General features: G+C 57.8%; 30 protein-coding genes. 13 read left to right on the top strand and 17 right to left on the bottom strand.

The window, feature by feature from the left end:
* Positions 1-195 precede the first annotated feature (195 nt).
* A complete protein-coding gene (locus HMPREF2708_RS10395; RefSeq protein ID WP_070834172.1) occupies positions 196-1,080 on the bottom strand; it encodes a sulfurtransferase in 885 nt (294 codons plus the stop codon).
* Positions 1,081-1,445: 365 nt separating this feature from the next.
* On the opposite strand from HMPREF2708_RS10395, the gene HMPREF2708_RS10390 reads away from it, so the two are divergent.
* Positions 1,446-2,504, top strand: coding sequence for a Cj0069 family protein (locus HMPREF2708_RS10390; protein ID WP_070834171.1), 1,059 nt, complete (start codon positions 1,446-1,448; stop codon positions 2,502-2,504).
* Positions 2,505-2,570: 66 nt separating this feature from the next.
* Here HMPREF2708_RS10390 and HMPREF2708_RS10385 read toward each other — a convergent pair whose 3' ends face one another.
* Positions 2,571-3,173 (bottom strand): Maf family protein, encoded by a 603-nt coding sequence (locus tag HMPREF2708_RS10385; protein WP_070834170.1) that lies wholly within the window; start codon positions 3,171-3,173, stop codon positions 2,571-2,573.
* 175 nt (positions 3,174-3,348) lie between these two features.
* Between HMPREF2708_RS10385 and HMPREF2708_RS10380 the strand changes: the two genes are divergently transcribed.
* Positions 3,349-3,561 (top strand): helix-turn-helix transcriptional regulator, encoded by a 213-nt coding sequence (locus HMPREF2708_RS10380; RefSeq protein WP_040361723.1) that lies wholly within the window; start codon positions 3,349-3,351, stop codon positions 3,559-3,561.
* Positions 3,562-3,563: 2 nt separating this feature from the next.
* Positions 3,564-4,112 carry a hypothetical protein gene (locus HMPREF2708_RS10375; protein WP_070834169.1) on the top strand — a complete coding sequence of 183 codons (549 nt, stop codon included), beginning with the start codon at positions 3,564-3,566 and terminating at the stop codon, positions 4,110-4,112.
* A 26-nt stretch (positions 4,113-4,138) separates the two neighbouring features.
* Here HMPREF2708_RS10375 and HMPREF2708_RS10370 read toward each other — a convergent pair whose 3' ends face one another.
* From HMPREF2708_RS10370 to HMPREF2708_RS10345, 6 genes are all read right to left on the bottom strand, one after another.
* A complete protein-coding gene (locus tag HMPREF2708_RS10370; RefSeq protein ID WP_070834168.1) occupies positions 4,139-4,930 on the bottom strand; it encodes an ABC transporter ATP-binding protein in 792 nt (263 codons plus the stop codon).
* Positions 4,927-5,928, bottom strand: coding sequence for a FecCD family ABC transporter permease (locus HMPREF2708_RS10365; RefSeq protein WP_246840414.1), 1,002 nt, complete (start codon positions 5,926-5,928; stop codon positions 4,927-4,929). Before HMPREF2708_RS10365 ends, HMPREF2708_RS10370 begins: the two co-directional genes overlap by 4 nt.
* 45 nt (positions 5,929-5,973) lie before the next feature.
* Positions 5,974-6,879, bottom strand: coding sequence for an ABC transporter substrate-binding protein (locus HMPREF2708_RS10360; protein WP_070834166.1), 906 nt, complete (start codon positions 6,877-6,879; stop codon positions 5,974-5,976).
* Positions 6,880-7,002: 123 nt separating this feature from the next.
* On the bottom strand, positions 7,003-7,263 hold the full coding sequence (locus tag HMPREF2708_RS10355; RefSeq protein ID WP_070834165.1) for an acyl-CoA carboxylase epsilon subunit: 261 nt from the start codon (positions 7,261-7,263) through the stop codon (positions 7,003-7,005).
* Positions 7,260-8,888: an acyl-CoA carboxylase subunit beta gene (locus HMPREF2708_RS10350; RefSeq protein WP_070834164.1), complete on the bottom strand. Its 1,629-nt coding sequence runs from the start codon at positions 8,886-8,888 to the stop codon at positions 7,260-7,262. Before HMPREF2708_RS10350 ends, HMPREF2708_RS10355 begins: the two co-directional genes overlap by 4 nt.
* A 105-nt stretch (positions 8,889-8,993) precedes the next feature.
* Complete coding sequence (locus HMPREF2708_RS10345) at positions 8,994-10,634, bottom strand: acyl-CoA carboxylase subunit beta (protein ID WP_070834163.1); 1,641 nt, start codon at positions 10,632-10,634, stop codon at positions 8,994-8,996.
* A 126-nt stretch (positions 10,635-10,760) separates the two neighbouring features.
* On the opposite strand from HMPREF2708_RS10345, the gene HMPREF2708_RS10340 reads away from it, so the two are divergent.
* From HMPREF2708_RS10340 to purE, 4 genes are all read left to right on the top strand, one after another.
* Positions 10,761-11,618 carry a biotin--[acetyl-CoA-carboxylase] ligase gene (locus HMPREF2708_RS10340; RefSeq protein ID WP_083321935.1) on the top strand — a complete coding sequence of 286 codons (858 nt, stop codon included), beginning with the start codon at positions 10,761-10,763 and terminating at the stop codon, positions 11,616-11,618.
* A gap of 6 nt (positions 11,619-11,624) precedes the next feature.
* Entirely contained in the window at positions 11,625-12,086 is a 462-nt protein-coding gene (locus HMPREF2708_RS10335; protein WP_070834162.1) for a YdbT family protein, read from the top strand.
* 30 nt (positions 12,087-12,116) lie between these two features.
* A complete protein-coding gene (locus tag HMPREF2708_RS10330) occupies positions 12,117-13,406 on the top strand; it encodes a 5-(carboxyamino)imidazole ribonucleotide synthase (protein WP_083321934.1) in 1,290 nt (429 codons plus the stop codon).
* A 147-nt stretch (positions 13,407-13,553) separates the two neighbouring features.
* Positions 13,554-14,030: a 5-(carboxyamino)imidazole ribonucleotide mutase gene (gene purE, locus HMPREF2708_RS10325; RefSeq protein WP_042389458.1), complete on the top strand. Its 477-nt coding sequence runs from the start codon at positions 13,554-13,556 to the stop codon at positions 14,028-14,030.
* A 31-nt stretch (positions 14,031-14,061) separates the two neighbouring features.
* Here purE and HMPREF2708_RS10320 read toward each other — a convergent pair whose 3' ends face one another.
* From HMPREF2708_RS10320 to rpmB, 7 genes are all read right to left on the bottom strand, one after another.
* The gene (locus tag HMPREF2708_RS10320) at positions 14,062-15,672 is read right to left on the bottom strand and encodes an FMN-binding glutamate synthase family protein (RefSeq protein ID WP_070834161.1); all 1,611 of its coding nucleotides are present in this window, start codon (positions 15,670-15,672) and stop codon (positions 14,062-14,064) included.
* 53 nt (positions 15,673-15,725) lie between these two features.
* Complete coding sequence (locus HMPREF2708_RS10315; RefSeq protein WP_070834160.1) at positions 15,726-16,451, bottom strand: TIGR03089 family protein; 726 nt, start codon at positions 16,449-16,451, stop codon at positions 15,726-15,728.
* 54 nt (positions 16,452-16,505) lie between these two features.
* On the bottom strand, positions 16,506-17,441 hold the full coding sequence (locus HMPREF2708_RS10310; protein ID WP_070834159.1) for an AEC family transporter: 936 nt from the start codon (positions 17,439-17,441) through the stop codon (positions 16,506-16,508).
* Positions 17,442-17,606: 165 nt separating this feature from the next.
* Positions 17,607-17,858 carry a 30S ribosomal protein S18 gene (gene rpsR, locus HMPREF2708_RS10305; protein WP_005511410.1) on the bottom strand — a complete coding sequence of 84 codons (252 nt, stop codon included), beginning with the start codon at positions 17,856-17,858 and terminating at the stop codon, positions 17,607-17,609.
* 14 nt (positions 17,859-17,872) lie between these two features.
* The gene (gene rpsN / locus HMPREF2708_RS10300; RefSeq protein ID WP_005511414.1) at positions 17,873-18,178 is read right to left on the bottom strand and encodes a 30S ribosomal protein S14; all 306 of its coding nucleotides are present in this window, start codon (positions 18,176-18,178) and stop codon (positions 17,873-17,875) included.
* 3 nt (positions 18,179-18,181) lie between these two features.
* Positions 18,182-18,346, bottom strand: coding sequence for a 50S ribosomal protein L33 (gene rpmG, locus HMPREF2708_RS10295; RefSeq protein WP_005511413.1), 165 nt, complete (start codon positions 18,344-18,346; stop codon positions 18,182-18,184).
* 3 nt (positions 18,347-18,349) lie between these two features.
* On the bottom strand, positions 18,350-18,586 hold the full coding sequence (gene rpmB, locus HMPREF2708_RS10290) for a 50S ribosomal protein L28 (protein WP_016423274.1): 237 nt from the start codon (positions 18,584-18,586) through the stop codon (positions 18,350-18,352).
* A gap of 479 nt (positions 18,587-19,065) precedes the next feature.
* Between rpmB and HMPREF2708_RS10285 the strand changes: the two genes are divergently transcribed.
* From HMPREF2708_RS10285 to HMPREF2708_RS10260, 6 genes are all read left to right on the top strand, one after another.
* Positions 19,066-19,332, top strand: coding sequence for a type B 50S ribosomal protein L31 (locus tag HMPREF2708_RS10285; protein ID WP_005511390.1), 267 nt, complete (start codon positions 19,066-19,068; stop codon positions 19,330-19,332).
* Positions 19,333-19,353: 21 nt separating this feature from the next.
* The gene (gene rpmF / locus HMPREF2708_RS10280; protein ID WP_005511439.1) at positions 19,354-19,527 is read left to right on the top strand and encodes a 50S ribosomal protein L32; all 174 of its coding nucleotides are present in this window, start codon (positions 19,354-19,356) and stop codon (positions 19,525-19,527) included.
* Positions 19,528-19,767: 240 nt separating this feature from the next.
* Entirely contained in the window at positions 19,768-20,460 is a 693-nt protein-coding gene (locus tag HMPREF2708_RS10275) for a response regulator transcription factor (protein WP_070834158.1), read from the top strand.
* Complete coding sequence (locus tag HMPREF2708_RS10270) at positions 20,460-22,073, top strand: sensor histidine kinase (protein WP_246840420.1); 1,614 nt, start codon at positions 20,460-20,462, stop codon at positions 22,071-22,073. The genes HMPREF2708_RS10275 and HMPREF2708_RS10270 overlap by 1 nt, the downstream gene beginning before the upstream one ends.
* Before the next feature lie 204 nt (positions 22,074-22,277).
* On the top strand, positions 22,278-23,597 hold the full coding sequence (locus tag HMPREF2708_RS10265) for a S1C family serine protease (protein ID WP_070834157.1): 1,320 nt from the start codon (positions 22,278-22,280) through the stop codon (positions 23,595-23,597).
* A 72-nt stretch (positions 23,598-23,669) separates the two neighbouring features.
* Positions 23,670-24,239, top strand: coding sequence for a MogA/MoaB family molybdenum cofactor biosynthesis protein (locus tag HMPREF2708_RS10260; RefSeq protein WP_371326302.1), 570 nt, complete (start codon positions 23,670-23,672; stop codon positions 24,237-24,239).
* A gap of 273 nt (positions 24,240-24,512) precedes the next feature.
* Here the strand turns inward: HMPREF2708_RS10260 and mscL are convergent, their stop codons facing one another.
* The gene (gene mscL, locus HMPREF2708_RS10250; RefSeq protein ID WP_070834154.1) at positions 24,513-24,929 is read right to left on the bottom strand and encodes a large-conductance mechanosensitive channel protein MscL; all 417 of its coding nucleotides are present in this window, start codon (positions 24,927-24,929) and stop codon (positions 24,513-24,515) included.
* Between the two features lie 251 nt (positions 24,930-25,180).
* A complete protein-coding gene (locus tag HMPREF2708_RS10245; RefSeq protein WP_246840413.1) occupies positions 25,181-25,681 on the bottom strand; it encodes an SAF domain-containing protein in 501 nt (166 codons plus the stop codon).
* Positions 25,682-25,835: the final 154 nt, after the last annotated feature.

Here is a 25,835-nt window from a genome sequence, read left to right as displayed (position 1 = left end):
CAAGTGGGCGTGGGGGCGCCTGAAGTGGCTATTGGCTGCACAAAAATCTAGGTTTGTGATTAAAATTACCGCTCAAGGGTACAACTGCCACCCCCTTAATCGGGGGCGGCAGAGGGAAGCTAAATCTCCGATGTGGCGCCTGTTGTTGACGTTGGGAAAACGGGGAGGGGAGTGCCCACCGGTTGCGTCAATCGCCTACAGGCTTCCCGGCTCTGAACCGCGGGCGATGGGCATGCCAATCATATTGCCCCACTCAACCCACGAGCCGTCGTAATTGCGAACATTCTCGTGGCCGAGGAGATGGTGCAGTACAAACCAGGTGTGCGCGGAGCGCTCGCCGATGCGGCAGTAGACAATCGCCTCATCTTCAAATTGGACGTGCGCGTAAATCTGCTCAAGCTCTTCGCGGTCGCGGAAACGCGAGTTCGGGTGAACGGACTGATTCCATGGAATGTTTACCGCGGTTGGAATGTGGCCGCCACGCAGGACGCCTTCCTGTGGGTAATCGACCATGTGAGTTCGCGCACCGGCATATTCCTCCGGAGTGCGTACGTCGATAATCGGAGCCTTTCCAATGAGCTCACGTGTATCGCTGAAGTAGGCGCGCAGTGTCCTGTCGTCGCGTTCGACGACAGGGTAGTCAGTGCGTGGGTAATTGGGGACCTCGAAGCTCGTGTCTCGTTCTTCAGTCATCCAGGCATCGCGGCCACCGTTAAGCAGGCGCACGTCGGGATGTCCAAAAAGCTCGAAGACCCAGAGCGTGTAGGCGGCCCACCAATTGGACTTGTCTCCGTAAATCACGACGGTGTCGTCGCGCGAGATACCCTTCTCACGCATGAGCTCGGCAAAACCTTCGGCGTCGATATAGTCGCGGCGCACGGAATCGTTGAGGTCGTGATGCCAGTCGATGCGAACCGCGCCCGGAATATGTCCAATGTCGTAGAGCAGCGAGTCCTCGTCGGATTCAACAACGCGCAGACCGGGAGAGCCCAGGCGGGCAGCAAGCCAGGAGCTAGAGACGAGGCGCTCAGGGTGGGCGTACTGCTGGAACTGGGGGTGCGGGTCGTGCGGAACAGCCATCGGATACTCCCTTGGCGCAAGTTGGGATGGGTGGGACTTTCTGACGTTTATCGTCAATTGCATATCTAGTTTACGGGTCGCGCTGCGAACGGCGGAATAGTCCCCGGTGTGAGCGCTTTCCGACGGCAACAATTACGTCCGCGGCCACCCCTGGGATACGCCTCACAGTTGGGGGTAAAAGGAGTGTTTTCAGCGCGCTTGGAGGCCAGGTAGTGTCCTAAAATTTAGCTGAGAGTTAGCGCAAAAACTGTGTTGATTCGTATCACTGGAAAATGGGCTGAAACGGGTTATCTGCCTGGGTATTCGCTGCGTTGCGGAGACAATTGAGTGCCGGAAGTCCATGTATTTTCTTAAAAGGAGTGCCTGTGCACAAGAACATTGTTGTATTCGAGATCGAGGGCGGCTCGGACAAGTACTTCGACGGACACCGCAAGGACACCATGCCAATCGTCAACGCTATCCGCGAAGCCGGTTGGTCCGCTGAGGTCGTCTACTACCGACCGGAGTGGAAGGACGACCTGTACGATTACGTCTCTCAGAACTTCGACGGCTACATTTCCCGCGTTAACCCGGGCAACATCCCGGGTGGTGAGAAGGGCTACTTCGAGCTTCTGACCAGTCTCTCGGTCGCTGGTTTGGTTGGCATGTCCACCCCGGGCGAGATGATGGCCTACGGCGCAAAGGACGCACTGGTCAAGCTCAAGGACACTGACCTGGTTCCGTCTGACACCGCTGCTTACTACGACGTCGAGGCATTCCACAGCACTTTCCCGACCTCCCTGTCCTACGGCGAGCGCGTCCTGAAGCAGAACCGTGGCTCCACCGGATCTGGTATCTGGCGTGTGCGCATCGCTGATGAAGAAGTTGCTAAGAACGTTGAGCCGGGCACCCCGCTGCCGTTGAATACCAAGCTGAAGTGCACCGAGGCCGTGGACAATCACACTGAGACTCGCGAGCTTGGCGAGTTCATGGATTTCTGTGACCAGTACATCATCGGCGATAACGGCATGCTCGTGGACATGCGCTTCATGCCGCGCATCACCGAAGGCGAAATTCGCATTCTGCTGGTCGGTCCGCACCCGGTCTTCGTGGTTCACAAGAAGCCGGCCGAGGGCGGCGACGCTTTCTCCGCAACCTTGTTCTCTGGCGCGAAGTACACCTACAACAAGCCGGAAGAATGGCAGGACCTCATCGATATGTTTGCTGAGGCTCGTCCCGTCATTGCCGAGAACCTCGGTGGTGACAATATCCCGCTGATCTGGACAGCTGATTTCATGCTGGCAGACGGCGAGGACGGCGAGGACACTTACGTTCTCGGCGAGATTAACTGTTCCTGCGTTGGCTTCACCTCCGAGCTGGATATGGGTATCCAGGAGCTCGTTGCTCAGGAGGCCATCAAGCGCGTTGAGGCTGCTAACAAGTAGTCTCCACAGCTAAGAAAGCCGCACCAATTTGGTGCGGTTTTTGCTTTACGACGGCCCTTGCGATGCCTACCGGTTCCAGAACTGTGAGACCGAATAGCCGTAGCGATACAGAGCTCGGCGCACGACAGGTAGCGACAGTCCAATCACACTGGATGAGTCGCCGTTGATGCCATCGACAAACCAGCCGCCTAGAGCCTCCAATGTAAACGCGCCAGCGCACTTCAGCGGCTCGCCCGTCGCAGCATAGGCACGGATGTCCTCTTCTGGGACTTCAGCGAAATCTAGGGAAGTAATCGCCACCTCAAGGTGCTCGCCCTTTGGTGTCACGACACAGTGACCGGTAATCAGCTCAGCCGTCCGGCCACTCTGTTGGTGCCAACGCTCAATGGTCTTTTCTTCCGTGTGGGGCTTGCCCTGCAACTTTCCGTCGAGAAGCAGCATTGAATCCCCGCCAATGACAATGTCATTGGGGTAGGCCGGGGAGACAGCGTGTGCCTTGGCCTGTGCGAGTTCCTCGACGATGCGTACCGGCGATGCGTCCGGAAGGGCTGTAATCACGGCATCCTCGTCGACGTTGGGCGCTACTGTGATGGGCTCGATGCCTGCAGAGCGCAGAATGTGCAGTCGCGAAGGGGAAGTGGAAGCCAAGACGATTCGGGGGCTGCTCATGGCTTTTGATTTTAATGAGGGGAATCATAAAAGCCTAATTTTTATGGCAAACATGCATGGGGTGTGACTGATTGTAAGAATGTGGGCGTTTCGGTGACGGTCCGCCCGCTTTCAGTGACGGTCCGCCCGCAAAGATGTATAGTAAACTTTACATAAGGTTAAAGAAAGTTCACAGATGAGTGGGGAAAGTCGTTCGAACCAGGTCAGGAGATATCGCCGCTGGTTAGAGCTGAGCCAAGCGGACTTAGCTGCTCAGGTAGAGGTCTCGCGGCAAACAATCGCAAATATCGAGCGGGGAAATTACTCGCCCTCGGTGTATTTGGCGTTGAGAATCTGCAGGGTGCTTGGAAAAACAGTCGAAGAAATCTTTGGTGAGGAAGGAAACTGACAATGTCTTACGCAGATGTCGTAATTGAACGCAGTGAGGCCACTGTGGACGATGAATATCAGCAGATGTTGCTGCATAAGTCCTACACGTACGGGTTCACAATGACAATGTGGGCAAACTACGTGCTTGCAACGGTACTGATTTGGCTCATTCCAGAGACCGAGATGGCGGCCGTGACAGTGGCAATTATCTTGATGCCACTGGTCGGACTCGTGTTTTCGCAGCGGTGGTTGCGGCGTCAAGTGCCGATGCCAAAGATCAATGGTCTTACAAAAGGGGAGATTGCAGCAACCATAGCCGTTATTGGACTGTGGCTGATTGGTTTTATCAGAGCGCAAATGCTCTCTGATGCAGGCACTGGCGGAAAGCTATCGGAATTGTGGGGATCCATCGCTGGCGCTGTGGGAGGCGCTGTTGTTGGCCTGGCTTTTGTCTATTTCCTGTTCAAAGTGGTGTGGCCAGCAGCTCGTAACCGCGATCAGCGCCGGCTGGACCGGGAGCTCGATGACGAGTTTGATGGAGATGCTGCAGGTGGTCAGGCCGAGAACTGACCAGTACTAGGTGGACCGGACCAGTACTAGGTGGACTCGCGGCCCTGTACTGGCCGCTGCCACGATGGGCGCTGTGGAATCACAGCCGGAGCGCCCAATTCTGCTACCTGTACGGATGCCCCGTAGACCTCCTCGATTGTGGCTTCTGTCAAAACCTCACCAGGGGTGCCAGAGCACACCAACCGGCCGGCGGACAGCAGCGCAATACGGTCGCTGTACTGGCCCGCCAAAGTCAGATCGTGCACAGCCGCAATAACCGTCAACCCAGATTCGTGGCGGATATCATCGACCAGTTCCATCACCTGTTGTGCCATGCCGATATCCAGGGCGGAAGTGGGTTCATCGAGAAGCAGGACCTCAGGTTCCTGTGCCAGGGCGCGTGCTAGCACTACTCGTTGGAGTTCGCCGCCCGAGACGTCGTTAAGCGTGCGCTGCGCGTAAGCCGCGAGATTCAGACGAGACATCACCGCATCGACGACTCCACCGTCGCGACCGCGATACGGAGTTCGGCCGAGAGCGATGTAGTCGCGGATCCGTAGGCCTTCCGGAATGATGGGGCGCTGCGGCATGAGTGCGATTTTCTGAGCGAGCTTGCGGCGTGGAGTATTTCGTGGGCGAATACCTGCGATTTCGATATCGCCGCGACAGCGGTTGAGTCCGGCGATGCAGCGCAGCAGGGTGGATTTGCCGCAACCGTTCGGGCCAATAAGGCTTAGCCACTCGCCCTTGTGGACCGACAGTGAAATGTCTCGCAGCGATGGGGCGTCGGCACCGGGGTAGCGGAATTCGACGTGCTGGCAGTTTAGAAAAAGCGTCATGAGCGTCCCCTCGACTTGCCATACCGGCGCAGTAAAAAGAGGAAAAACGGTCCACCAATTGCAGCGGTAACTACGCCCACCGGGACCTCCGCGGGTGCCAGTGCAGTTCGGCCGATGATGTCCGCGAACTGTAGGAACATCGCGCCGACAAGAACGACTAGGGGCAGCAACAGGCGGTGCCCGGGGCCGACGAGAAGCCGCAAAGTGTGTGGCACGATGATTCCCACAAACCCAATCAGTCCGGACACGCTCACCGCAGCGGCGGTAATCAGAGTAGCAGCGCAGACCATTACCACGCGCACAAGCTCCACATTCAGCCCGAGCGACGCCGCCTCGGAATCGCCGACGCTCAACACATCAAGGCTGCGTGACGACGCGACGATGACGCACACCCCCAGTGCAATCGGTAGCGCCACCGTAAGTACGGATTTCCACGTCGCGGTACCGAGTTGACCGAGCATCCAGCCGTATACCTGTCGGAGGGAATCTTCGTTGCGCTGCAGTAGAAACTGCTGCATTGCGTTGGCAAAGGCAGCTACCGCCACACCTGCCAAGATGACAGTAACTGGGGAGGAACGGTCACCCAGCGACGTGCCCGCTATGTAAGTGACCGCTACTGCAAGAGCGCCTCCGAGGAAGCCGATTAGCGGGATTGCTGCGGCAGCCACGCCGAAGAGGATTGCAACCGTCACGGCCAGGGAGGCGCCGGAAGAGATGCCGAGAAGGTATGGGTCCGCCAGCGGATTGCGGAACACCGCCTGGTAAGCCGCACCGGCTGTGGCCAGCGCCGCGCCGACTAGGGCAGCCATCACTACGCGGGGAAGTCGCACATTAAAGAGGATTGCCGACTCTCGAGCAGCCAGCGCAGCCTCATCCCCGCCGATGAGGCCACCAGAGAGCGCGTGAAAGACACCCGCTATCGGCAGGGGCGCGGCACCGATGAACACGCCCAGCACAAGTGTTGCCGCTAAGGCAATTGCGGTAAGGGCAATAGGCACGGTGCCTTTGGGAATGAATGACAACAATTCCTCGCTACTGTCTCGCTACTGAGCCGGTACCGGCACCTGCTGGTACGCCTTCAATGCCGCGGCAATGTCCTGAATGAGCTGTGGAAGCCGCGGCCCCCAGCGGCTGGCTAGATTTGGATCTAGCGGAATGATTTGCTTGTTCTTCACCGCAGCAATCTCGTTCCAGCCAGGTCGAGTGGCAACGTCTTTCTCGGTCACGCCACCGGCATCACCATGGTCGGCTAGGAAAATGAAATCCGGATTTGCCTGAATGATTGCCTCATTTGTCAGCTGTGGGTAATCATCACCCGGACCAGCGACGGATTTCAGGCCAAATAACGCGTATGCCTGTCCGATGAAGGTGGCATCACCGGCGCTGTATAGTGTCGAATCCGCTTCGTGGAAGTAACTCAGCCCCGCATCACGAATATCCGAATCAACGCTGTCGACAGTGGCCTCAATCTCTTTTTTCATTCGGCCGACCAGCTTCTCTGCATTATCAGCATGGCCGGTGCGTTCACCAACCTGCTCAATCTGATCGTATGCCTGCTCAAAAGTTGTGGCAGCGGGCAGGAGCAGCAACTCAATGTCGACAGCATCCAGTGCGGCGCCAAGGCCGTTTGCGTCGTCGCTAGCAATTACCAAATCCGGATCCTCTGCAATCACGGCTTCCGGGTTGGGGTTAAAGCCACTGAAGTCGCGGCGTGGTGCGTTCTCCGGGACGTCGGAAAACGAATCGACAGCAACAACTTGGTCGCCGGCGCCAATCTCATAGAGCGTCTCGGTAGCAGTGGGGGATAAAGAGACGATTCGCTTAGCGACGTTGCCCGAACCTCCAGTCGTTTTATCCGTGTGGGTATCGGCGGCATTGTTGGAGTCAGCGCAGCCGACGAGGAACAGCATCAGTGCGCATAGCCCAGCGGTAAGTGATCTAATGTTCATAGCCTTAAATCTTAATGTCAATGATTAAAGCGCCACCACCGGAAAACTCGATGGTGGCGCTTTGCGCTAGCGAATCGACGCAGCTAACGTGCGGTAACGACTACGCGGTAAGCGGTCGCTGTACTAGTAGAAATGGACGTTGCGGAACGTGCCCGGTACGTACTGGTGCGGCTGGTGGAAACCCTCTTCCAGCCGACCCCAGTTGTTACGTGGGCCGCGGTCCTCTGGGGCACCGCCAGCTGCTGCCATACCCGCGAACAAAAGCGCGAGCGTGGCAGTTTCAGCGTCAGACGGGTTGCCCTTGAGGACGGACATGAACGGTGCAGCCGGGGCTGCAGCCTCGTCCTTGCCTTCGGATGCTGGGGTGTTCGTGGAATCGGTCACAGCGGAATGTTCCCATGCTTCTTGGCGGGTACGTTAACAACCTTGCGGTCCAGTAGACGCAGACCCTCAATGATCTGGCCTCGGGTCTCGCTCGGCGGGATAACGGCGTCGATGAAGCCGCGCTCAGCAGCCATGTACGGGTTAACCAGGGTGGCCTCGTACTCTGCCTCGTACTCCTTCTGCAGTGCGACGACATCCTTGCCCTCAGCTGCAGCAGCCTTGAGCTCCTTGCGGTAGATGAAGCCGACAGCGCCGGAAGCACCCATGACCGCAATCTGAGCGGTCGGCCATGCCAGGTTGATGTCAGCGCCCATATCCTTGGAGCCCATCACACAGTAAGCTCCGCCGTAAGCCTTGCGGGTAATGACGGTAATCTTCGGAACCGTGGCCTCAGCGTATGCGTACAGCAGCTTGGCGCCACGGCGGATGATGCCGTCGAACTCCTGGTTGGTGCCCGGCAGGAAGCCTGGGACGTCAACCAGCATGATGATCGGAATGTTGAAGGCATCACAGGTGCGGACGAAGCGAGCCGCCTTCTCGGATGCCTTGATGTCGAGGCAGCCAGCGAACTGAATCGGCTGGTTGGCAACGAAACCGACCGAGCGGCCCTCCACGCGACCGAAGCCGATGACCACGTTCTGTGCGTAGTCTTCCTGAATCTCCAGGAAGTCTTCGTCATCGACCAGGCGGGTAATGACATCCTTGATGTCGTACGGCTGGTTCGGGGAGTCCGGAATCAGCGTATCGAGCTCAAGGTCAGTCTCAGTGATGTTGTCAGCGATGGAGCCCTCGAACGGCTCAGCCTCCATGCGAGGAGCCTCAGCGCGGTTGTTGGACGGCAGGTAGCTGACCAATTCCTGAACGAATGTCAGAGCGTCTTCGTCATCAGCAGCGGTGTAGTGCGAAGTACCGGAGGTGCTCATGTGAGTGCCAGCGCCACCCAGCTCGTCCTGTGTGACCTCTTCGCCAGTGACGGTCTTAATAACGTCCGGGCCGGTGATGAACATCTTGGAAGTGCCATCGACCATGACAATGAAGTCGGTCAGAGCCGGGGAGTAGACGTGGCCACCAGCGCAGGCACCCATGATCAGGGAAATCTGTGGGATAACGCCAGAAGCCTGGGTGTTCCGGAAGAAGATCTGGGAGTAGAGGCCGAGGGAAACAACGCCCTCCTGGATGCGGGCGCCAGCACCCTCGTTGATGCCGATAATCGGGACACCGGTCTTGATTGCCAAATCCATGATCTTGACAATCTTTTCACCGTAGACCTCACCGAGTGCGCCACCGAAGATGGCACCGTCCTGCGAGAAGACACAGACCTGGCGGCCATCGATGGTGCCGTAACCGGTCACAACGCCATCGGTGACAGGGCGCTTGGCATCGAGGCCGAAGTTCTTGGAGCGGTGACGTGCGAGAGCGTCAACCTCCACGAACGAGCCCTCGTCCAAGAGGAACTCGATGCGTTCACGAGCGGTCATCTTGCCCTTGTCGTGGACGCGGTCAATACCGGCCTGGCCCATCGGGGCCTGGGTCTCTGCGAGGCGAGCGCGCAGATCGGCCAGTTTTCCAGCAGTAGTGGTCAAATCCGGGGTTTCACCGGTTTGTGTATTTGCGGCAGTCGTCATGCCAACTAGTTTACGTTTCGAAAACGGGGGGAGGTAGTTGGGGGCAATCGCTGTTAACAAAAGTAGGGGTAATGACTAGCTCGTTGTTCAGCAAAAAGCCTGCTCTTACAGTGGAATATTGCCGTGCTTGCGCGCAGGCCAGGGTACTTTCTTTGAAGTTAGAAGGCGCAGATTTTTTATCACCCGAGTTCGTGTCTCGGAGGGGAGGATGACTTCATCAATTAACCCCCGTTCGGCGGCACGATAAGGCGTGAGCATGTGTTGCTCGTACCCCATTTCCAGTTCAGCAATGAGTTCTTTCACACTCTCGGGAGTGCCAAATCGATCGGCCGCTGGGTCTGCTGCGAGAGCTGCTTCGGTGGCGGTTCGAATCTCGGCGCGGTGGAGGAAGCGTACTGCACCAGAGGCGCCCATCACGGCGATCTGTGCCGTCGGCCAAGCCAGATTTACATCCGCGCCGAGCCCCTTTGATCCCATCACGCAATACGCGCCGCCATAGGCTTTGCGCATGGTGACGGTGATTTTAGGAACGGTTGCTTCTGCATACGCATAGAGCAATTTGGCGCCACGGCGCAGAATTCCCTGGTGTTCTTGATTCGAACCGGGGAGAAAGCCCGGTACGTCTACGAGAAAGACAAGTGGAATGTTGAAACAATCGCAGGTTCGGACGAATCGAGCAGCCTTCTCCGCTGCATCGATATCTAGGCAGCCCGCAAATTCCATGGGCTGATTAGCGACAAACCCAACAGATTGACCGTTGAGACGGCCAAGGCCAATCACGACATTGGCTGCCCGGTTTTCCTGGATTTCCAGGAACTCCGCATCGTCGCAAAGCGCGTAGATAACTTCATGTACGTCGTACGGCGTGGATGGGCTGTCGGGAATGAGGCTGTCAAGGGTGCGGTCGGTGTCAGTGATTTCGTAACTGGCATCGGAATCCCAGCTGGGCGCGGGGGAGGTTGTGTTGTTGGGGAGGTAGTCGAGCAAATCGCAGACCCAGTCGAGTCCATCCTGCTCGCTAGTGGCGGTGTAGTGGGAGTTTCCGGCGATTTCCATATGTGTGTCGGCGCCGCCAAGCTCGTGCTGGCTGATTTTTTCGCCAGTGACCGTTTCAATTACGTCAGGGCCGGTGACAAACATGCGGGAGCTTTCCTCCACCATGACAACGAAGTCCGTCAGTGCTGGAGAGTAGGCATTTCCGCCTGCGCAGGCGCCAAAAATGACTGAAATCTGCGGAATGACGCCGCTGGCACGAACGTTGTGGTGGAACGTCTGGGCAATAAAGTCCAGTGAGACTGCGCCATCTTGGATGCGGGCGCCGGCACCTTCGTACATGCCAATAAGAGGACGGCCGGTAGTGATGGCAAGGTCCTGGATCTTGACCATCTTTTCGCCGTAGACCTCTCCGAGTGCACCACCGAAGATTGTGCCGTCCTGAGAAAAGATGCAGACCTCGCGGCCGTCTATGGTTCCCCAACCGGTGATAATTCCGTCCGTCACGGGGCGTTTGGCTTCCATTCCAAATGCGGTAGTGCGGTGGCGTGCTAGCGCATCGAATTCGACAAAAGACCCTTCGTCCAGCAGGTAGTCAATGCGCTCGCGGGCATTCATGCGTTCAGTCAGTTTGAGCTTGTCGTAGCCTCGCGACCCCATTGGAGTCAGTGCGGCAGTGCGTCGGCGTCGCAGGTCTTCGTTGAGAGAAGCGGTGGTGTGTTGCCCCACCGCCAAACGTGAGGAAATAGTCATGTTATGGAATGTAGTGTTTGAGAAGGAAAATAGTAAAGCGGGCGAGCTGTGATGATTCTCACGCTGTCGTCCCCTTGAGAAAGGCCTCGACGCGCTGAATCCGGCCATAGCGCTAGACTGCTGTGCATGACCGACCCTCGAATTGTTGCTTCCCGCAAGCCTCTTGATGCCGCGCGTGTGCGCGCAGCCGCGCCGGGCTGGAGTTCCATTGAGGTTGTCGAAACCACTGGTTCGACCAATGCCGATCTTCGGAAGCAGGTGGCACTTGGACAGGCGGCAGATCTCTGTGCGCTCATCGCCTCGGAGCAGACCGCAGGTCGCGGTCGACTGAGCCGTAGTTGGACGGCCCCGAAGGGTGCGTCTATTGCGCTCAGCGCGCTGCTGCGTCCGGAAGGGCTCGCACTGGAACAGTTGGGGCTCTTGCCCTTAGTCGCAGGTCTCGCAGTCGTCGATGCTGTCGTAGAGGTCGCGGGTCTGGCGCCTGAACGCGTTGCCCTGAAGTGGCCGAACGATGTCCTCGTTGACGGTCGTAAGCTCTGCGGAATTCTGGTAGAGGCTGCTTCGCTGACGCCACCAGCTCTCATTCCAGGAATCGGCATCAATGTTTCTCTGCAGGAAGACGAGTTGCCCGTGCCACACGCCACTTCGCTATACATGGCGGGTGCAGACAATCTGGACCGCGCCGACATCTCCGCTGGTGTGCTGCGAGCGCTGGGTCGTCGTCAAGCACAGTGGCGAAAGGGTGATACTGAGTTGCTGCGGGACTACGAGGCGGTGTGCGCGACCATCGGCTCGAACGTGCGCGTGGAGTTGCCGGGGGATCGCGTGCTGGTGGGCAAGGCGGTTGGTGTGCGTGCCGACGGCGAATTGATTGTCACCGACGAAGCTGGCACAAGTCACTTTGTTGCGGCCGGTGACGTGTTTCATGTTCGTGCCACTGATGGCGGCTATGCATCCCCACAGACTGACTCGGACCGGAGGTAGTGCTGTATGGCCTTTCCCGATGATGAGTTGGACACGCGCGAGGCAATTCTGCTGGACACCAATCCAACTTTTGGTCGGCTGGTGTGGCCGCTCTTGGAGCTCATGGTTATCACCGGCGTCTGCTGGTTGCTGATTGGCTTTATCGACGGCCCCGCGATTGCTCCGGGAGATTTACAGGGTGTGCGTCAGCTGCTGCTATTTGCGTGGCTGGGGCTTATTCTCTGGCGCGTTGTTCGTCCGGTACTAGCTTGGCTGGGGGAGCGGTTTGTGCTGACTGATAGGCGGATTATTCTGCGCCGCGGCATTGTGCGTCCGCAGGTGGTCTCGATTGATCTGCGTTCGGTGCGTGCGGTCAATCGCAAGGGCGGCGTGTTGTATCTGCAGACACGCAGTTTCGGCCCGCCGCTGGCTGTAGAAGATATTCCCAGCTCTCGTAAGGTGGCTAAGTTGGTCTCCCGGTTGACTTAGAATTTCGGGTCATAACCTACAATCAGGGGTGTGATTGCTTCGGATACCCCTGAAAACTCCACTGATTCCACTTCTGATTCCGCTGCAGCGCTAACTGCTGCACAGCACCCCGCGCATGCTGATGGCGTGCCGGTTGTGGCGGTGATTGGTGACGGTCAGCTGGCTCGCATGATGCAGACTGAGGCCATCGAACTGGGACAGTCCATCCGTTTGCTTGCCGGTTCGCCGGATTCTTCCGCAGCGCAGGTGTGTGCGGACGTTATCATCGGCGACTACCACGTCTGGGAGGACGTTGAACGCACTGCCGCTGGTGCGCAGTCCGTGACTTTCGACCATGAGCACGTTCCCACCGAATTCCTCAACAAGCTGACCGAGATGGGCTACTCGGTTCAGCCTCAGCCTTCAGCGTTGCTGTACGCGCAGGATAAGCTGCTGATGCGCCAGCGCCTGGAGGAACTGGGCGCTCCGGTACCTGCCTACGCTGCTATCGAGTCCGTCCAGGATGCCGAGGCTTTCTTCGACCGCGTTGATGGCGCCGTCTGCCTGAAGGCCCGCCGTGGCGGCTACGACGGTCACGGCGTGTGGTTCCCGAAAGACCGCGAGGATCTGCGCACGCTTGTCGACGAACTGTTGGGCAAGGACGTGCCGCTGCTGGCCGAGCGGAAGGTCGCGCTGGTTCGCGAGCTGTCGGCCATGTGTGCCCGCACACCGTCGGGTGAGGTCAAGGCCTGGCCAGTCCTCGAGTCTGTGCAGCGTGACGGCATCTGTGTTGAGGCAATCTGCCCGGCGCCGGGGCTTTCCGACGAGCTTGCGAGCGCGGCCGAAAAACTCAGTGTGACCATCGCTTCCGAGTTGGGAGTAACCGGTGCGCTGGCAGTTGAGCTGTTCGAGACCGTCGATGCCAATGGCAATCCGGAGATCTACGTCAACGAGTTGGCGATGCGCCCGCACAACACTGGCCACTGGTCGCAGGACGGCTGTGAGACGAGCCAGTTTGAGCAGCACCTGCGTGCAGTTGCTGACATGCCACTGGGTTCCACTCGCCCGACTGCACCGGTGACGGTGATGGTCAATACGCTCGGTGGCGAAGAGGCCTCGGACGTGCCAATTGCGCAGCGCTTTGCTGAGGTATGGCGCCGCTTCCCATCGGTGAAAATTCACTGGTACGGCAAGGATTGGCGCCCAGGACGTAAGCTTGGCCACGTCAACCTGTGCGGTTACGACGCGAGCCCGGAAGGTATCGCGGAGACTCGTCGAATTGCCAACTTGGCTGCCGACTACATCGTCGATGGCGCGTGGGCAGACGGCTACACAGCATGAAGCTAGCGTTGCGTAAGTACTAGCGCCGGTTAAAACCAGCGCTGTTAAAAACTAGATTGCTATCTCAAGGAGACAAAATTGGCTGAAGCAAACCAGGTGGCAAGCCCGAAACTGGCAAACGCAACCGGTCCACTGGTCGGTCTGATTATGGGGTCGGACTCGGATTGGCCGACCATGGAGCCGGCCGCTGAGGTACTGGCTGAGTTCGGAATCCCGTTTGAGGTAGGCGTGGTCTCTGCACACCGCACTCCGGAACGCATGATTGATTACGCAAAGTCCGCAGCTGACAAGGGCTTGCGCTGCATCATTGCTGGCGCCGGTGGTGCTGCGCACCTGCCGGGCATGGTTGCCTCAGCCACTCCTTTGCCGGTTATCGGAGTGCCACGTGCACTCGAGAACCTGGAGGGTGTCGACTCGCTGCTGTCGATTGTTCAGATGCCGGGCGGCGTTCCGGTGGCAACCGTCGGCGTAGGCGGCGCTAAGAATGCTGGCCTGCTAGCTGTGCGTATTCTCTCCGCTGGTTACCCGGAGCTCATTGTGGCGATGGAGAACTACCAGGCCAATATGCGTGATGAAGTCCTGGCAAAGGACGAGCGCCTGCGTAAGAAGCTGATGGGTGAGTAGGGCGTCCAGCCAGCGCCCAACCAGCCTCGAACTATCCACGCATATGAGCTGAAGGGTAGTGGAACGTGTCTGGGTCAGCGGTCTCCCAGGCCTCAGCCCAGTTGTGGAAGCGAGTGCCGCTGAGCAGCTCGCCGGGCTGCAGCCAGTTGTAAAGCTCCGCGTAGGACTCACCGACCTGCTCGCTTGTGCGGCGCAGCAGGTGGGTCGGCCCCAGCTCAGAGAAGCTATTCAGTCCCATCGATGCCAACAGGCCGGCTGCCTCCTTGACAGTCGCGTTGTGGTAGTTGGCCACACGCCGACCCTTGTCATCTACGTCTAGGGCTTTCCACAACTTTGGGTCTTGGGTAGCCACGCCCACCGGGCAGGTGTTGGTGTGACACAGCTGAGACTGAATACAACCGGTGGCCATCATCATGCCACGAGCCGAGTTCACAAAGTCAGCGCCTATGCACATGCGCTTCACAATGTCGAAGCCAGTAATTACCTTGCCGGAAGCGCCGAGCTTAATGCGATCACGGAGACCGGCACCGACTAGGGCATTGTGGACCAAAATCAGACCGTCGGTAAGCGGCAGGCCGACGCGGTCGGAGTATTCCAGCGGCGCGGCACCGGTGCCACCTTCAGCGCCGTCGACAATGATGAAGTCCGGTGTGATGTTTTCCTCGAGCATCGCCTTGCACACGGCGAGGAACTCGAGCTGGGAGCCAACACACAGCTTGAAACCGACCGGCTTGCCGCCATTGAGCTCGCGCATGGTGCCCATAAACCGAACAAGTTCACGCGGGGTGGAGTAGACGCGGTGGTACGGCGGGCTCATCACGCCTTTGCCAACTGGTACGTGGCGAGTAGCCGCGATCTCTTCATTGACCTTGTGGCCTGGCAGCATGCCGCCGAGTCCCGGCTTTGCACCCTGGCTAACTTTCAGATAGGTCGCCTTGACCTGCGGAATCTTAGCCTTTTCGCGGAAGAGCTCCGAATCGAAGTCGCCATCCTCAGTACGCGCACCGAAGTAGCCGGAACCCAGCTGCCAATAAATGTCCGCACCGTACTTCAAGTGGTACGGGCTGATGGCGCCCTCGCCAGTGTCCTGCACGAAATTGCCCAGCTTTGCACCCTTATTCATTGCCATGACGGCGTTAGGGGACAGCGAGCCGAAACTCATGGCGGAAATATTGAAGATAGATGCTGAGTACGGCTGAGTGCAGTCCGGACCGCCAATATCTACGCGCGGATCCTCGATGACGTGTTGGCTCGGTGCCATCGAGTGGCGGACGTACTCGTAGCCGGGTGCGTTAATCTTTCGCTCAGTACCGAAGGACTTCTTCGAGGACAGCCCCTTCGCACGCTCGTAGACCACGGTACGAGTATCGCGGTCGAACGGAGCGCCGTCGAAATTGCGCTCGATGAAGTACTGCTGCATCTCAGGGCGAATGGTCTCACCCATGTAGCGCAAATGGCCAATGACCGGGAAGTTCCGCAGGATGGAGTGCTTCTTTTGAAGCATGTCATAGATAGCCACAACATCCAGGAAGAGGATGAAGGCCATCAGAATCCACCACCACGGGCTCAAATCCCATACAGCCAGTGCACCCAAGACGTTGATGAGGGCGAGAATCGCAAGAATATATGGTCGGGTAATCACGGTTTCCAGATTATCGCGCCTGCCGAGAGCGCCTCTCGTCGGAGGGTATGTGATTAAATCACACGGGCTTTTTCGGCCGTAGAAATAGCGGCGACACGCTCGTTATCGCCACCGCGCACGACGACGGCAGCACCTCCACGAACCCAAGCCGACAGCACATTACGTGCCCATTTATCTGCGCTGACCTGTGAAGAACCAGGTTCCAGCCAGCCGTCGGAAACAATGCGAGACCCGGGTGTGAGCTGCATCTCATCCGCGTAGTCTCCAGCCGACGAAAGCAGATTAGCAGCGGACTTTTCCCCAATAACGGGGGTTTGGTCGGAGTCCGGGCCCGCGCCTAGATATGCGTCTGGGTGGAAACGAACCTCCGGACCGAAGTCAATGACTCCCGGTGGAATATCATCACCGCATTCCACGACACCGCGACCAAACGGGTCGTCGGTAAGCACTGCGATGTAGGCATCTGGGAACTTCTCTTCCCATGAACTGACGTTAGCGGTAGTGGTGAAAACAACCAGCGGCTCTTCATCGCTAACGGTGACACCAGCGCGCTCACAGCCGAGGATGATGCAGGCGGACTGCCAAATCAGCGGCAGGTCAATCCACGCCTGATCTCCAGCGACAAGGTCGAACTCATCGTGCAGCATGTTGGCGATCTTGCTGGCCCAGTTGTCCAGAGTTTGAGCCGACAAATCGGTACGACCGCCGGTAGTTTCGTCATAACAGGTCAAACGAGGCACGGACGGGTCGGCCTCGAGAATTGTCTTCAGAATCTCCACGCCTCCAAGGGTAACGAGAATTGCGCGATGCCGTCGGCGTGAAGAACTAGCCACCTAACTCAACAGCAGGGTGAACAAAAGAACCGTCGGCAAGCAGGCGATTGTTGTAATCACGCCACAATCGCGCGCCTGTTCAAGGTTCCGGCCGAAGCGGGAGGCGAAGGTGTAGACGTTCTGAGCTGTCGGCAGGCCGGCGATAATCACAGCTGCCAGCAGCGCATGCCCGTTGAGACCAAAGACAAAATGGCCGAACAGGAGAGCCAGCGCGGGGTGGAGGAATAGCTTCAGTGTGGATGCCACCACAACGGCGCGACGAGGGGAGCGGCCGGCTTCCATAAACGGCATGCCGTGCAGACTAATACCGAAGGCCAGAAGTGCCATTGGCACCGCGGCCTGCCCCAATAGCCCCACTGGATGTGCTACGAACTGAGGTACTTCGATAGCAAACGCATTAACCGCAAGCCCCACCATCGCCGCCAGAAAGATCGGGTTCTTCAGCGGTGCCATGATGACATTGCGCGGTCGGAAATGACCGCGGTTAGTGAGGATTTCCAGCACCGTCATGGAAGCGGGCGCATAGAAGGCAATCTGAAAGATAAGGGCTGGGACGACGGCGGTAGCGTCGTGAAGCACTGCGACAGCGATAGGCACGCCGAGATTAGCGACGTTGTTGTAACTCGACGACATCGCGCCGACCACAGCATCGGCGCCGCGCTGTTTGAACATGGGCGCCACAAAGATCCGGTAAAACGCCGCCGTGCCAAGCGCCGACAGTGCCGCGACACCAAACGCCGAACCGAAGATGTTCGCAGAATCCGCCGTCGCGAGCGTGTGTGCGAGCATGCACGGCATCGCAATCCAGAACACGACCATGTTCAGGGTAAAAGATGCCCGCTTATCGACAATCTCACTGCGCCCAAACAACCAGCCAACAATGATCAGTACTGCGACGGAACCAAAGCCGGTGAATATTTCGGTGAGAGCGGGCATAAGTGCATATTTTAGACAATAAAAAACGGACCCAATCCAATCCCCTCGGTGGGGAAGGACTGAGTCCGTTTTACGCTGTTATCGCATGTATCGTCATGCGGCCAGCGCGTAAATAAGGCCTTTCGGCGGGTATTCGAATGATCGGCTCCCGCCGACCAGCCATCTTTAGCGGCTGGTGAACGGCAGGAGTGCCATCTCGCGGGCGTTCTTCACAGCGGTAGCGACCTGGCGCTGCTGCTGCGGAGTCAGACCGGTGACGCGGCGGGAACGAATCTTGCCGCGGTCAGAGATGAACTGGCGGAGCAGGTTAATGTCCTTGTAATCAACCTTCTCAACGCCTGCGGCCTTGAGCGGGTTCTTCTTCGGGCGGCGGGACTGCTCCATCCGCGCCTTCTTGTTAGAGTGATTGCGCTTCATTGGTGCTCCTCGACTTACCAGCTGGACTTACGGACGCCCGGGAGTTCGCCACGGTGGGCCATCTCACGAACGCGGACACGGGACAGACCGAACTTGCGGAGGTAGCCGCGCGGGCGACCATCTGCAGCGTCACGGTTGCGGACGCGAATCGGGGACGCGTCACGCGGCTGACGGTTCAGCTCGTACTGTGCGTCCATGCGCTCTTCGTCAGTGGAGTGCGGGGACTTGATGATGCGCTTCAGTTCAGCGCGACGTTCTGCATAACGAGCGACGATTTCCTTGCGCTGCTCGTTCTTGGCAATCTTGGACTTCTTAGCCATGAATTAGCGCTCCTCGCGGAATTCGACGTGCTTGCGGACAACCGGATCGTACTTCTTAATGGTGATACGGTCCGGGGTATTGCGCTTGTTCTTACGGGTCACGTAGGTGTAACCAGTGCCCGCAGTGGACTTCAGCTTGATGATTGGACGAATGTCATTACGTGCCATTTTTTAGATCTTCTCCCCACGTGCACGAATCTGAGCAACAACAGCCTCGATACCGTACTTGTCGATGGTCTTCAGACCCTTCGGGGACACATTCAGAGTGATGTGACGCCCCTCAGAGGCGAGGTAGAACTTCTTACGCTGCACGTTGGGGTTCCAACGGCGCGACGTGCGCCGGTGGGAGTGGGACACGGTCTTGCCGAAAGACGGCTTGCGTCCCGTAACCTGGCAAATCGCCGACATAGGGATTCCTTTGCTTCCTTGCCGCCCAATGCCGGCATCACTGGTGCGCCACGCCGGATTATTGAATAACCGAGGATTCCACCTGGCCTTTTCCGGGGCGCTGCCCACTGACACTCGACGCTGAGCGCGTAAACGAATAACTAGACAACAGCGAGAGAACAGTTTACACACGAGTTGCGGGATAACCTAATCGCTGTTCCACTGTGGTTTTCTCGACGCGACTCTCGCGCGTCGTCATAGAGTTCGTGCTTGTTCACGGGCGTTGTTCGTGCTTGTCGACGGGCTTTAGTGTAGGGCCCTTTTTTAATTTTCGGGCTCGAGCCTGTAATATTCCATCGAGTGTCACATGCCGGTTTGTAGAAATATTGACCTGGTGCGTGTCATTGTAAGTCGTGTTCGTACCCAACTCAGGCACGATTCTCTCGCTCTTAGCTGGGGGAAAGCGACCTGAAGTTCAATCCTGAGGGAAACGAGAATTAATGAAGAAGGACATCCATCCTGATTACCACCCGGTGGTTTTCAAGGACGCAGGCACGGGTCACTCTTTCCTTACCCGTTCCACCGCCACCTCCGACCGCACTGTCGAGTGGGAAGACGGTAACGAGTACCCGCTGATCGTCGTTGACGTCACCAGCGAGTCGCACCCGTTCTGGACCGGCGCTCAGCGTGTCATGGACACCGCTGGTCGCGTCGAGAAGTTCCAGCGTCGTTACGGTAACCGCATTCGCCGCGCGAAGAAGAACTAAGAATAGGAGGGGAATAAGAAAATGGCAGTACCAAAGCGTCGCATGTCGCGTGCTAACACCCGCGCTCGCCGTTCCCAGTGGAAGAGCAACAACGTCGCTCTCCAGGAAGTCAAGGTAAACGGCCGCGTCTACAACGTTCCTCGTCGCATCGCCAAGGCTGTTCAGCTCGGCCTGGTTGACGTCGAGAAGTTCTAACGCGCATCTTTTAGGATGCTGACAACATTCCTCGCTGAACCGCAGAGCGCCTCGTGTGCGCAGAGTGCGTTCAGTGCGTAAGGAACAGTTGATAAAGAGCTTTTAACCTCACCCCATCGCCTGTACTTGGCGATGGGGTGAGGTTTTTGAGTTCTATGGCCGGGTTTTATGGGAGCTCTCTCACGAAGAATCTGTGTCACATTTACACTCGCCTTATATTTTCAAGGCACAATGGGCAGTATGAAGATTTTGGTAGTTGATGACGATCAAGCGGTACGCGAAGCGCTGCGGCGATCGTTGACTTTTAATGGCTACACGGTCGAGCTCGCCGAGGATGGCGCAGAGGCCTTGGAAAAGATTGCCAAGGAACGTCCGGATTTGGCCATTTTGGATGTCATGATGCCGAAGCTCGACGGCCTCGATGTTTGCCGTCGGCTGCGCAGCGAAGGCGATGATCTGCCGGTCATGATGTTGACTGCACGTGATTCGGTCTCCGAGCGCGTAGCTGGTCTTGATGCCGGTGCAGATGACTACCTGCCCAAGCCTTTCGCATTGGAAGAGCTGCTCGCTCGTGTGCGCTCGCTACTTCGTCGTTCTGCTCTGGAAGTGCCTGCGATGGAAGATGCCGCAACTCTGCAGTTTGAGGATCTCTCCTTGGACCCGGAAACTCGTGAGGTCTTCCGGGGTGAACGCCGCATTAGTCTCACTCGGACCGAGTTTGCGCTGCTGGAGTTGCTGATGAGCAACCCGCGGCGTGTACTCTCCCGTACCGCCATTTTGGAGGATGTCTGGGGCTACGACTTTCCGACGTCCGGCAATGCGCTGGAAGTCTACATTGGCTACCTGCGTCGCAAGACGGAGGCAGAGGGAGAGCCGCGTCTGATTCACACCGTTCGTGGTGTCGGTTATGTGATGCGGGAGACCGCACCGTGATGTTGCGCCGTCGTCGTTCGACCGGCGGTGGCGTGCAATCAAATCAGCGTTCTGCCACGGAGGCCACTCCGGGGCAAGGTACCGTCGGTAAGCAAGAGAAGTCCGCGAATGCTGAGACGATGGCAGGGGAATCGCTTCCCGGCCTGCCGCGGAGTTCGCGTATCCCTTCGCTGCGTTGGCGGCTGACAATTTTGACGGCGCTCATTGTGGCGATGTCGGTGGGGCTGATGACGTTGGCTGCGTTTTTTACTGTGCAGGCAGCGCTGTACCGTGAGGTGGACAGTAACCTCCGTAGCCAGGCGGAAAAGCTGCTAATGTCACCGTACGCTTCGGAGTTTGCCATTGGCCCCTCCTTTGAAGCGGACTCAAACAGGATTCTGAACCCCGATTTGGACGCGGTGTACTTTGCCCACGGCAGTGTGGCGGGTAAGGGCGGTGGCTCAATCTCTATTGGTGGCCCCGAACTGGCGGTGTTGCGGGGGAATCGACAGGAATCGATTCGCACCGATGAGTACAACGGCCGTCGCGTATATGCTGTCCGCGCCGAAGACGGTGCAACGCTGATCCTCTCGCAGGACTTGAGCTCGACGCAGTCGGTCTTGAAAGCGCTCAGTGCAGTGCTGCTGAGTATCTCTGCTATCGGCATCCTCTTCGCAATCGGCTCAGGTATTACGGTGGCAACAACGGGTCTGCGTCCGGTCACGCGGCTGCGCATTGCCGCGGAGCGAGTGACGGAGACTGATGAGCTGCGCCCAATCCCTGTGGAGGGCGACGATGAGCTTGCACGCTTTACCCGCAGCTTCAATGAGATGTTGGCTGCGCTTCAAGCGTCGCGCATTAAGCAGGCGGAGCTGGTTGCAGATGCTGGTCATGAGTTGAAGACTCCGCTGACGTCGTTACGCACAAATATTGAACTGCTGATGATGGCCTCCCGTTCGGGAGCGGCAATCTCGGATGAGGATCGCGCGGATTTGGAAGCTGACGTCATCGCACAGCTGGAAGAGCTGTCGACGTTGGTCGGTGACCTGGTTGATCTGGCACGCGAAGATGGACCGCAACAGGTTATTGAGCATGTCGATGTCGACGAAATCATTTCCACGTCGCTGGCGCGTGTTGAGCGTCGTCGTCCGGATATTACTTTCGATGTGCAGACTGCTCCGTGGTATGTCTACGGGGATTCGGCGGGTCTTGGTCGCGCAGTTTTGAACTTGATGGACAATGCTGCAAAGTGGTCGCCAGAAAATGGCACCGTGCGGGTTCGTCTGACGCCGCTCAGCGAGGTTCTCGCTGAGTTCACGGTAGCGGACTCGGGGCCAGGTATCCCGAAGGAAGATCGAGACAAGGTCTTCGAGCGTTTCTACCGTTCCATTCAGTCGCGGTCGATGCCTGGGTCCGGCCTGGGCTTGGCCATTGTGAAGTCGGTCATCGTCCGCCACGGGGGCACGATTACTGCTGATGAGTCCGATGATGGCGGTGCCTTGATGCGAGTGACGCTGCCGGGCAGTCCGGACAGCGGAAAAGATGAAGACTCCGATTCCGCGGAGACGAGTGTGAATGGTGGCGGTGCCGAGCATAAGGGAAGTGGCCCTTCTGCTTCGGATAGCTCGCACTAGCATTTTTGAAGCAGTGCTCGGCGATTTAGCCCAAGAGCCTAACTGGAAACGTATAACCTCACGTCAAAGCTGATGTAATCCCCGCTGCGCGCAGCCTTTTAAGGAAGTGCGTGGTGGGGATTCGGTGTTTCATTCGGGGAATTTTCGGCGAGACTGCAGACTGCTCTCAGCCAATTGTTAGACAGACAGTGCAAGGTATTACGTATGAGCAACTCTTTCAACGATTCCTCGCGAGGAGATGAGCGGGGACACTACTCCTCGCGGTCTCACAACTTCAGCGAGAACCGTGCCATGGGGGATGCTGGTGAGACAAACCAGTTTTCTGCCAACGAGCGCGGCTGGGAGAATTCCCACTACAACACCATCCCGTCTCAGCCGAACGGCGATTACAGAGGCGGCCCAGCGTGGGAAGTTGCAGCGAACCAGCAGAAGACCAAGGGTGCCCAGGGGGCTAAGGGCATGGGGGCACTGGCAGTCGCTGCCCTGATGTTGTGCTCGGCCGGTATTGGTGGCGGTGTCGGCGCATGGGTAGTTCACAACTCGCAGTCGTCGGCTCCCGCGGACAACGCGCTGGATAAGCCTGCGGAAACCCGTCAGGTAGCAGCAGCTGAGGGGTCAGTGGAGAAGGTCGCGCAGAAGGTCCTTCCCAGTGTCGTCTCCATCACCACTGCCTCGGAGCGGGGCACGGCGTCGGGCTCAGGTTCCATTCTGTCGTCCGACGGCCTGGTGCTGACGAATAATCACGTCGTCGCAGGCGCAGGTCCGGACGCACATATGGAAGTCCTGCTTTCCGACGGCACCACGCACCCGGCAACTCTGGTTGCAGGGGATGCGGCTACTGATATTGCCGTTATTCGAATTGAAGGTGTTAACGGGCTGCGCCCAATCTCTCTGGGTAACTCCTCGCAGGTCCAGGTTGGCCAGGAAGTGGTGGCCGTTGGTTCACCACTGGGACTGACCTCCACTGTTACGCAGGGCATTGTTTCCGCTAAGAACCGTCCGGTGACCGCCGCTGGTGAAGACGGTCAGTCCTCGGTCATTGATGCAATCCAGACCGATGCGGCGATTAATCCGGGTAACTCCGGCGGAGCGCTAGTGGATATGGAAGGCAACCTCATCGGTGTGCCCAGCGTGATTGCCTCTAACAGTGAGGCATCGGAACAAGCGGGCAGCATTGGCCTTGGTTTCGCAATCCCGGTTAATCAGGCTCGTCGCATAGCGGAAGACCTGATTGATTCCGGTAAGGCGCGGATGCCTGTCATTGGTGCCCAGATTGATTCGCGTCCGATTGCACGTGGTGCACTGGTGCGAGAGGTAATGCCAGGCGGCCCAGCTGATAAGGCGGGGCTGAAAGATGGTGACCTGATTACCAAGGTTGATGACCGCACACTTGACAATGGCGTTGCACTAATTGCGGCTATTCGGTCGCATCGGATCGGGGATTCTGTCACACTTACAGTTACAGATGAGCGAGGCGGCAACGAGCGAACGGTCGATGTCACCTTGGTAGAAGCCCAGGATTGATAGGCAGCGTGGTGGAGTTAGTACCTCACCATCTGTAGAAGAGTTTTCGAGTGAAACTTCAAGTGAAAAGCTGTGGGAGAAAGCGAGATAGAGCAGATGAGTGAAACCGTGAGTACCGAGCCAAGTGACGTCAACCTCGCTGAGATGGAGCGTCTTATCAACGACGACGGTCAGGTTCGGAATGCGTTTGTTGTCCTAGTGGGCGACCATTTTGAGAACCCGGATGCTGCGGCTTCGCTCATGGTTGAGCTGTTGGAAGAAGACGGCTACTCGGTCGATGCCGTGGTCAGCACAGGCGCCGTGAAGCGTGAGATCCGGAAGGCTCTTGATACCGCTGTTGTTGGTGGCGCAGATTTGGTCGTCACGCTGGGCGGTGTTGGTGTTGGGCCTCGAGCGAAGACTCCGGATGCCACCCGCAAGGTTCTCGATATACGACTGCAAGGCATTGAGCAGGCTATTCGTAACTCCGGTATGGGAGCTGGCGCCTTGGATGCGGGGCTGTCCCGCGGTTTGGCTGGTGTGTCCGGTCAGACGGTGATTATCAATCTCGCGGAGTCTCGCGCTGCAGTGCGCGATGGCATGGCGACAGTTCTCCCGCTGGTCTCTCATGTGCTTGATGATCTCTGCCGCTGGAGCGTCTAGGAATGGGCGACGCTAAGCAGCCCAATCAGCCCGAACAAGCTGCGCCGCGCAGTGGCAGCCGTAGGCAGCGTCGTCGCGCAGGTGCACCGGCGAAAAACTTTGCCCAGTCACGCAGTGCGAAAACCGCGCGCACAGTGCGCTATCACGACGAATCCCCGGAGGATGCTCGTGATTTTGATGCGGACTACTGGGCAAAACAGCGCCCACCCCATTGGGGATGAGCGCTGTGTAAAGGCGTTGGCAAGCTTCTTGTCAGAAGCTTGCAGCTAGAGGCTAGTTCAGTTCCGACTTCGGCTTGCTGTTCTGCTCTGCCAGCAGGTCACGAATCTCAGTCAGCAGGTCAGCCTCGGTGACCTCCGGCTCAGCGGAGGTCTCCAGACGAGCCTCACGCAGCTCGTTGAACTTGTTCATCGGAGCGACGATGACGAAGTAGACAACCGCTGCGACCAGCAGGAAGTTGATTACTGCGGTGATGACAGCTGCGAAGTCGAGGTAGGTCGACGGGTTGCCGCTGATGATCTCGAAGCCAAGGCCAGTGACCTCAGCGCCACCGATGGTGTTCAGCAGCGGCTCGAGCAGGCTGTCGGTGAAAGCGGTGACGATTGCGGTGAAAGCAGAACCGATGACAACACCGACCGCCAGGTCGATGACGTTGCCGCGCATGATGAACTCTTTAAAGCCCTTAAGCATAGGAAATTTCCTCCTGTAGAAACGGAACAAACCAAACGAGACCTGTGAGTCATCGCGTTGCTCAGTGCAGGCCCCTACGATTTCAGAAACTGGGCAGTGCGATGTCTGGCAGTGCCACTCTTCTTAGCTCTCATCGTATTTTTGAATTGCCTGGCCATTATATCCCCACACGAAGTTGTGGGACAAGTCAACCTTCTACGAAAAACGCTGTTCAGAGCCATAAAATCTTGTAAGCAGTGAGATTTTGGTCACTACCCCGAGAGTAACAGTGTGAGCGGGGACGTTAGCGATGTCGCTGCTACCACCTCCGCGGCTCCAGTGGGCAGTGCAACCAAAACCACCTCTTCGTCGACGATGTTGACCACCCTTGCCCCGCGTGCAAGCGGCGCTGCCATCCCGCGCTCATCCGCGGTCGACACAATATCCACGCTGTCACCAGTGCGAAGAGCGGACACGATGCCCACATCAGTCAACGTGATGGCAATAATTTTGCTTTCCGACGTCCCAGTCAACGACTTGGCTAGTGATGGGCCGACCATTCGCTGCTCTGTAAGTATCTCTCCCGGTGACATGCCGGTGGCCAGGGTGTGTCCCCGTGCAGAAGCAATGTCTGTTACCGCCCCGCTGGGAACGAGATCCCGGGGAATGTCCTTGAAAGCCACATCTTGTTCTGTCACCGATGCGCCAGCGGCAATGGCTTTGGCGCTAATCACTACCCGGATATGGCCGCTGCGGGGTGTCAATGACTCCACCGCCGCCAGTCCGACCGCGCATAGGAAAACAGTGAGGGCAACTATTCGCCGAATAGTTGCGGGGCGGAGCTTTCGGAATGGATGCGGAAACCGGGACGAGTGTTTTGGGTTCATATTAAGTTAGGCGCGAAAAACCCGGAATCGGTTCCATTAA

The sequence above is a fragment of the Corynebacterium sp. HMSC073H12 genome (assembly GCF_001837775.1).
GTDB lineage: Bacteria > Actinomycetota > Actinomycetes > Mycobacteriales > Mycobacteriaceae > Corynebacterium > Corynebacterium amycolatum.
This window is presented reverse-complemented; position numbering and strand designations above follow the sequence as displayed.

Bases quoted from the DNA above. Each gene is read 5' to 3' on its own strand.
- HMPREF2708_RS10345 (WP_070834163.1), bottom strand. From the start codon at position 10,634: ATGACTATTTCCTCACGTTTGGCGGTGGGGCAACACACCACCGCTTCT.
- HMPREF2708_RS10270 (WP_246840420.1), top strand. From the start codon at position 20,460: ATGTTGCGCCGTCGTCGTTCGACCGGCGGTGGCGTGCAATCAAATCAG.
- rpsR (WP_005511410.1), bottom strand. From the start codon at position 17,858: ATGAAGCGCAATCACTCTAACAAGAAGGCGCGGATGGAGCAGTCCCGC.
- HMPREF2708_RS10350 (WP_070834164.1), bottom strand. From the start codon at position 8,888: ATGACGACTGCCGCAAATACACAAACCGGTGAAACCCCGGATTTGACC.
- HMPREF2708_RS10335 (WP_070834162.1), top strand. From the start codon at position 11,625: ATGGCCTTTCCCGATGATGAGTTGGACACGCGCGAGGCAATTCTGCTG.
- purE (WP_042389458.1), top strand. From the start codon at position 13,554: ATGGGGTCGGACTCGGATTGGCCGACCATGGAGCCGGCCGCTGAGGTA.
- HMPREF2708_RS10310 (WP_070834159.1), bottom strand. From the start codon at position 17,441: ATGCCCGCTCTCACCGAAATATTCACCGGCTTTGGTTCCGTCGCAGTA.
- rpmF (WP_005511439.1), top strand. From the start codon at position 19,354: ATGGCAGTACCAAAGCGTCGCATGTCGCGTGCTAACACCCGCGCTCGC.
- HMPREF2708_RS10340 (WP_083321935.1), top strand. From the start codon at position 10,761: ATGACCGACCCTCGAATTGTTGCTTCCCGCAAGCCTCTTGATGCCGCG.
- HMPREF2708_RS10275 (WP_070834158.1), top strand. From the start codon at position 19,768: ATGAAGATTTTGGTAGTTGATGACGATCAAGCGGTACGCGAAGCGCTG.
- HMPREF2708_RS10395 (WP_070834172.1), bottom strand. From the start codon at position 1,080: ATGGCTGTTCCGCACGACCCGCACCCCCAGTTCCAGCAGTACGCCCAC.
- rpsN (WP_005511414.1), bottom strand. From the start codon at position 18,178: ATGGCTAAGAAGTCCAAGATTGCCAAGAACGAGCAGCGCAAGGAAATC.
- HMPREF2708_RS10375 (WP_070834169.1), top strand. From the start codon at position 3,564: ATGTCTTACGCAGATGTCGTAATTGAACGCAGTGAGGCCACTGTGGAC.
- rpmG (WP_005511413.1), bottom strand. From the start codon at position 18,346: ATGGCACGTAATGACATTCGTCCAATCATCAAGCTGAAGTCCACTGCG.
- rpmB (WP_016423274.1), bottom strand. From the start codon at position 18,586: ATGTCGGCGATTTGCCAGGTTACGGGACGCAAGCCGTCTTTCGGCAAG.
- HMPREF2708_RS10370 (WP_070834168.1), bottom strand. From the start codon at position 4,930: ATGACGCTTTTTCTAAACTGCCAGCACGTCGAATTCCGCTACCCCGGT.
- HMPREF2708_RS10360 (WP_070834166.1), bottom strand. From the start codon at position 6,879: ATGAACATTAGATCACTTACCGCTGGGCTATGCGCACTGATGCTGTTC.
- HMPREF2708_RS10385 (WP_070834170.1), bottom strand. From the start codon at position 3,173: ATGAGCAGCCCCCGAATCGTCTTGGCTTCCACTTCCCCTTCGCGACTG.
- HMPREF2708_RS10265 (WP_070834157.1), top strand. From the start codon at position 22,278: ATGAGCAACTCTTTCAACGATTCCTCGCGAGGAGATGAGCGGGGACAC.
- mscL (WP_070834154.1), bottom strand. From the start codon at position 24,929: ATGCTTAAGGGCTTTAAAGAGTTCATCATGCGCGGCAACGTCATCGAC.
- HMPREF2708_RS10380 (WP_040361723.1), top strand. From the start codon at position 3,349: ATGAGTGGGGAAAGTCGTTCGAACCAGGTCAGGAGATATCGCCGCTGG.
- HMPREF2708_RS10285 (WP_005511390.1), top strand. From the start codon at position 19,066: ATGAAGAAGGACATCCATCCTGATTACCACCCGGTGGTTTTCAAGGAC.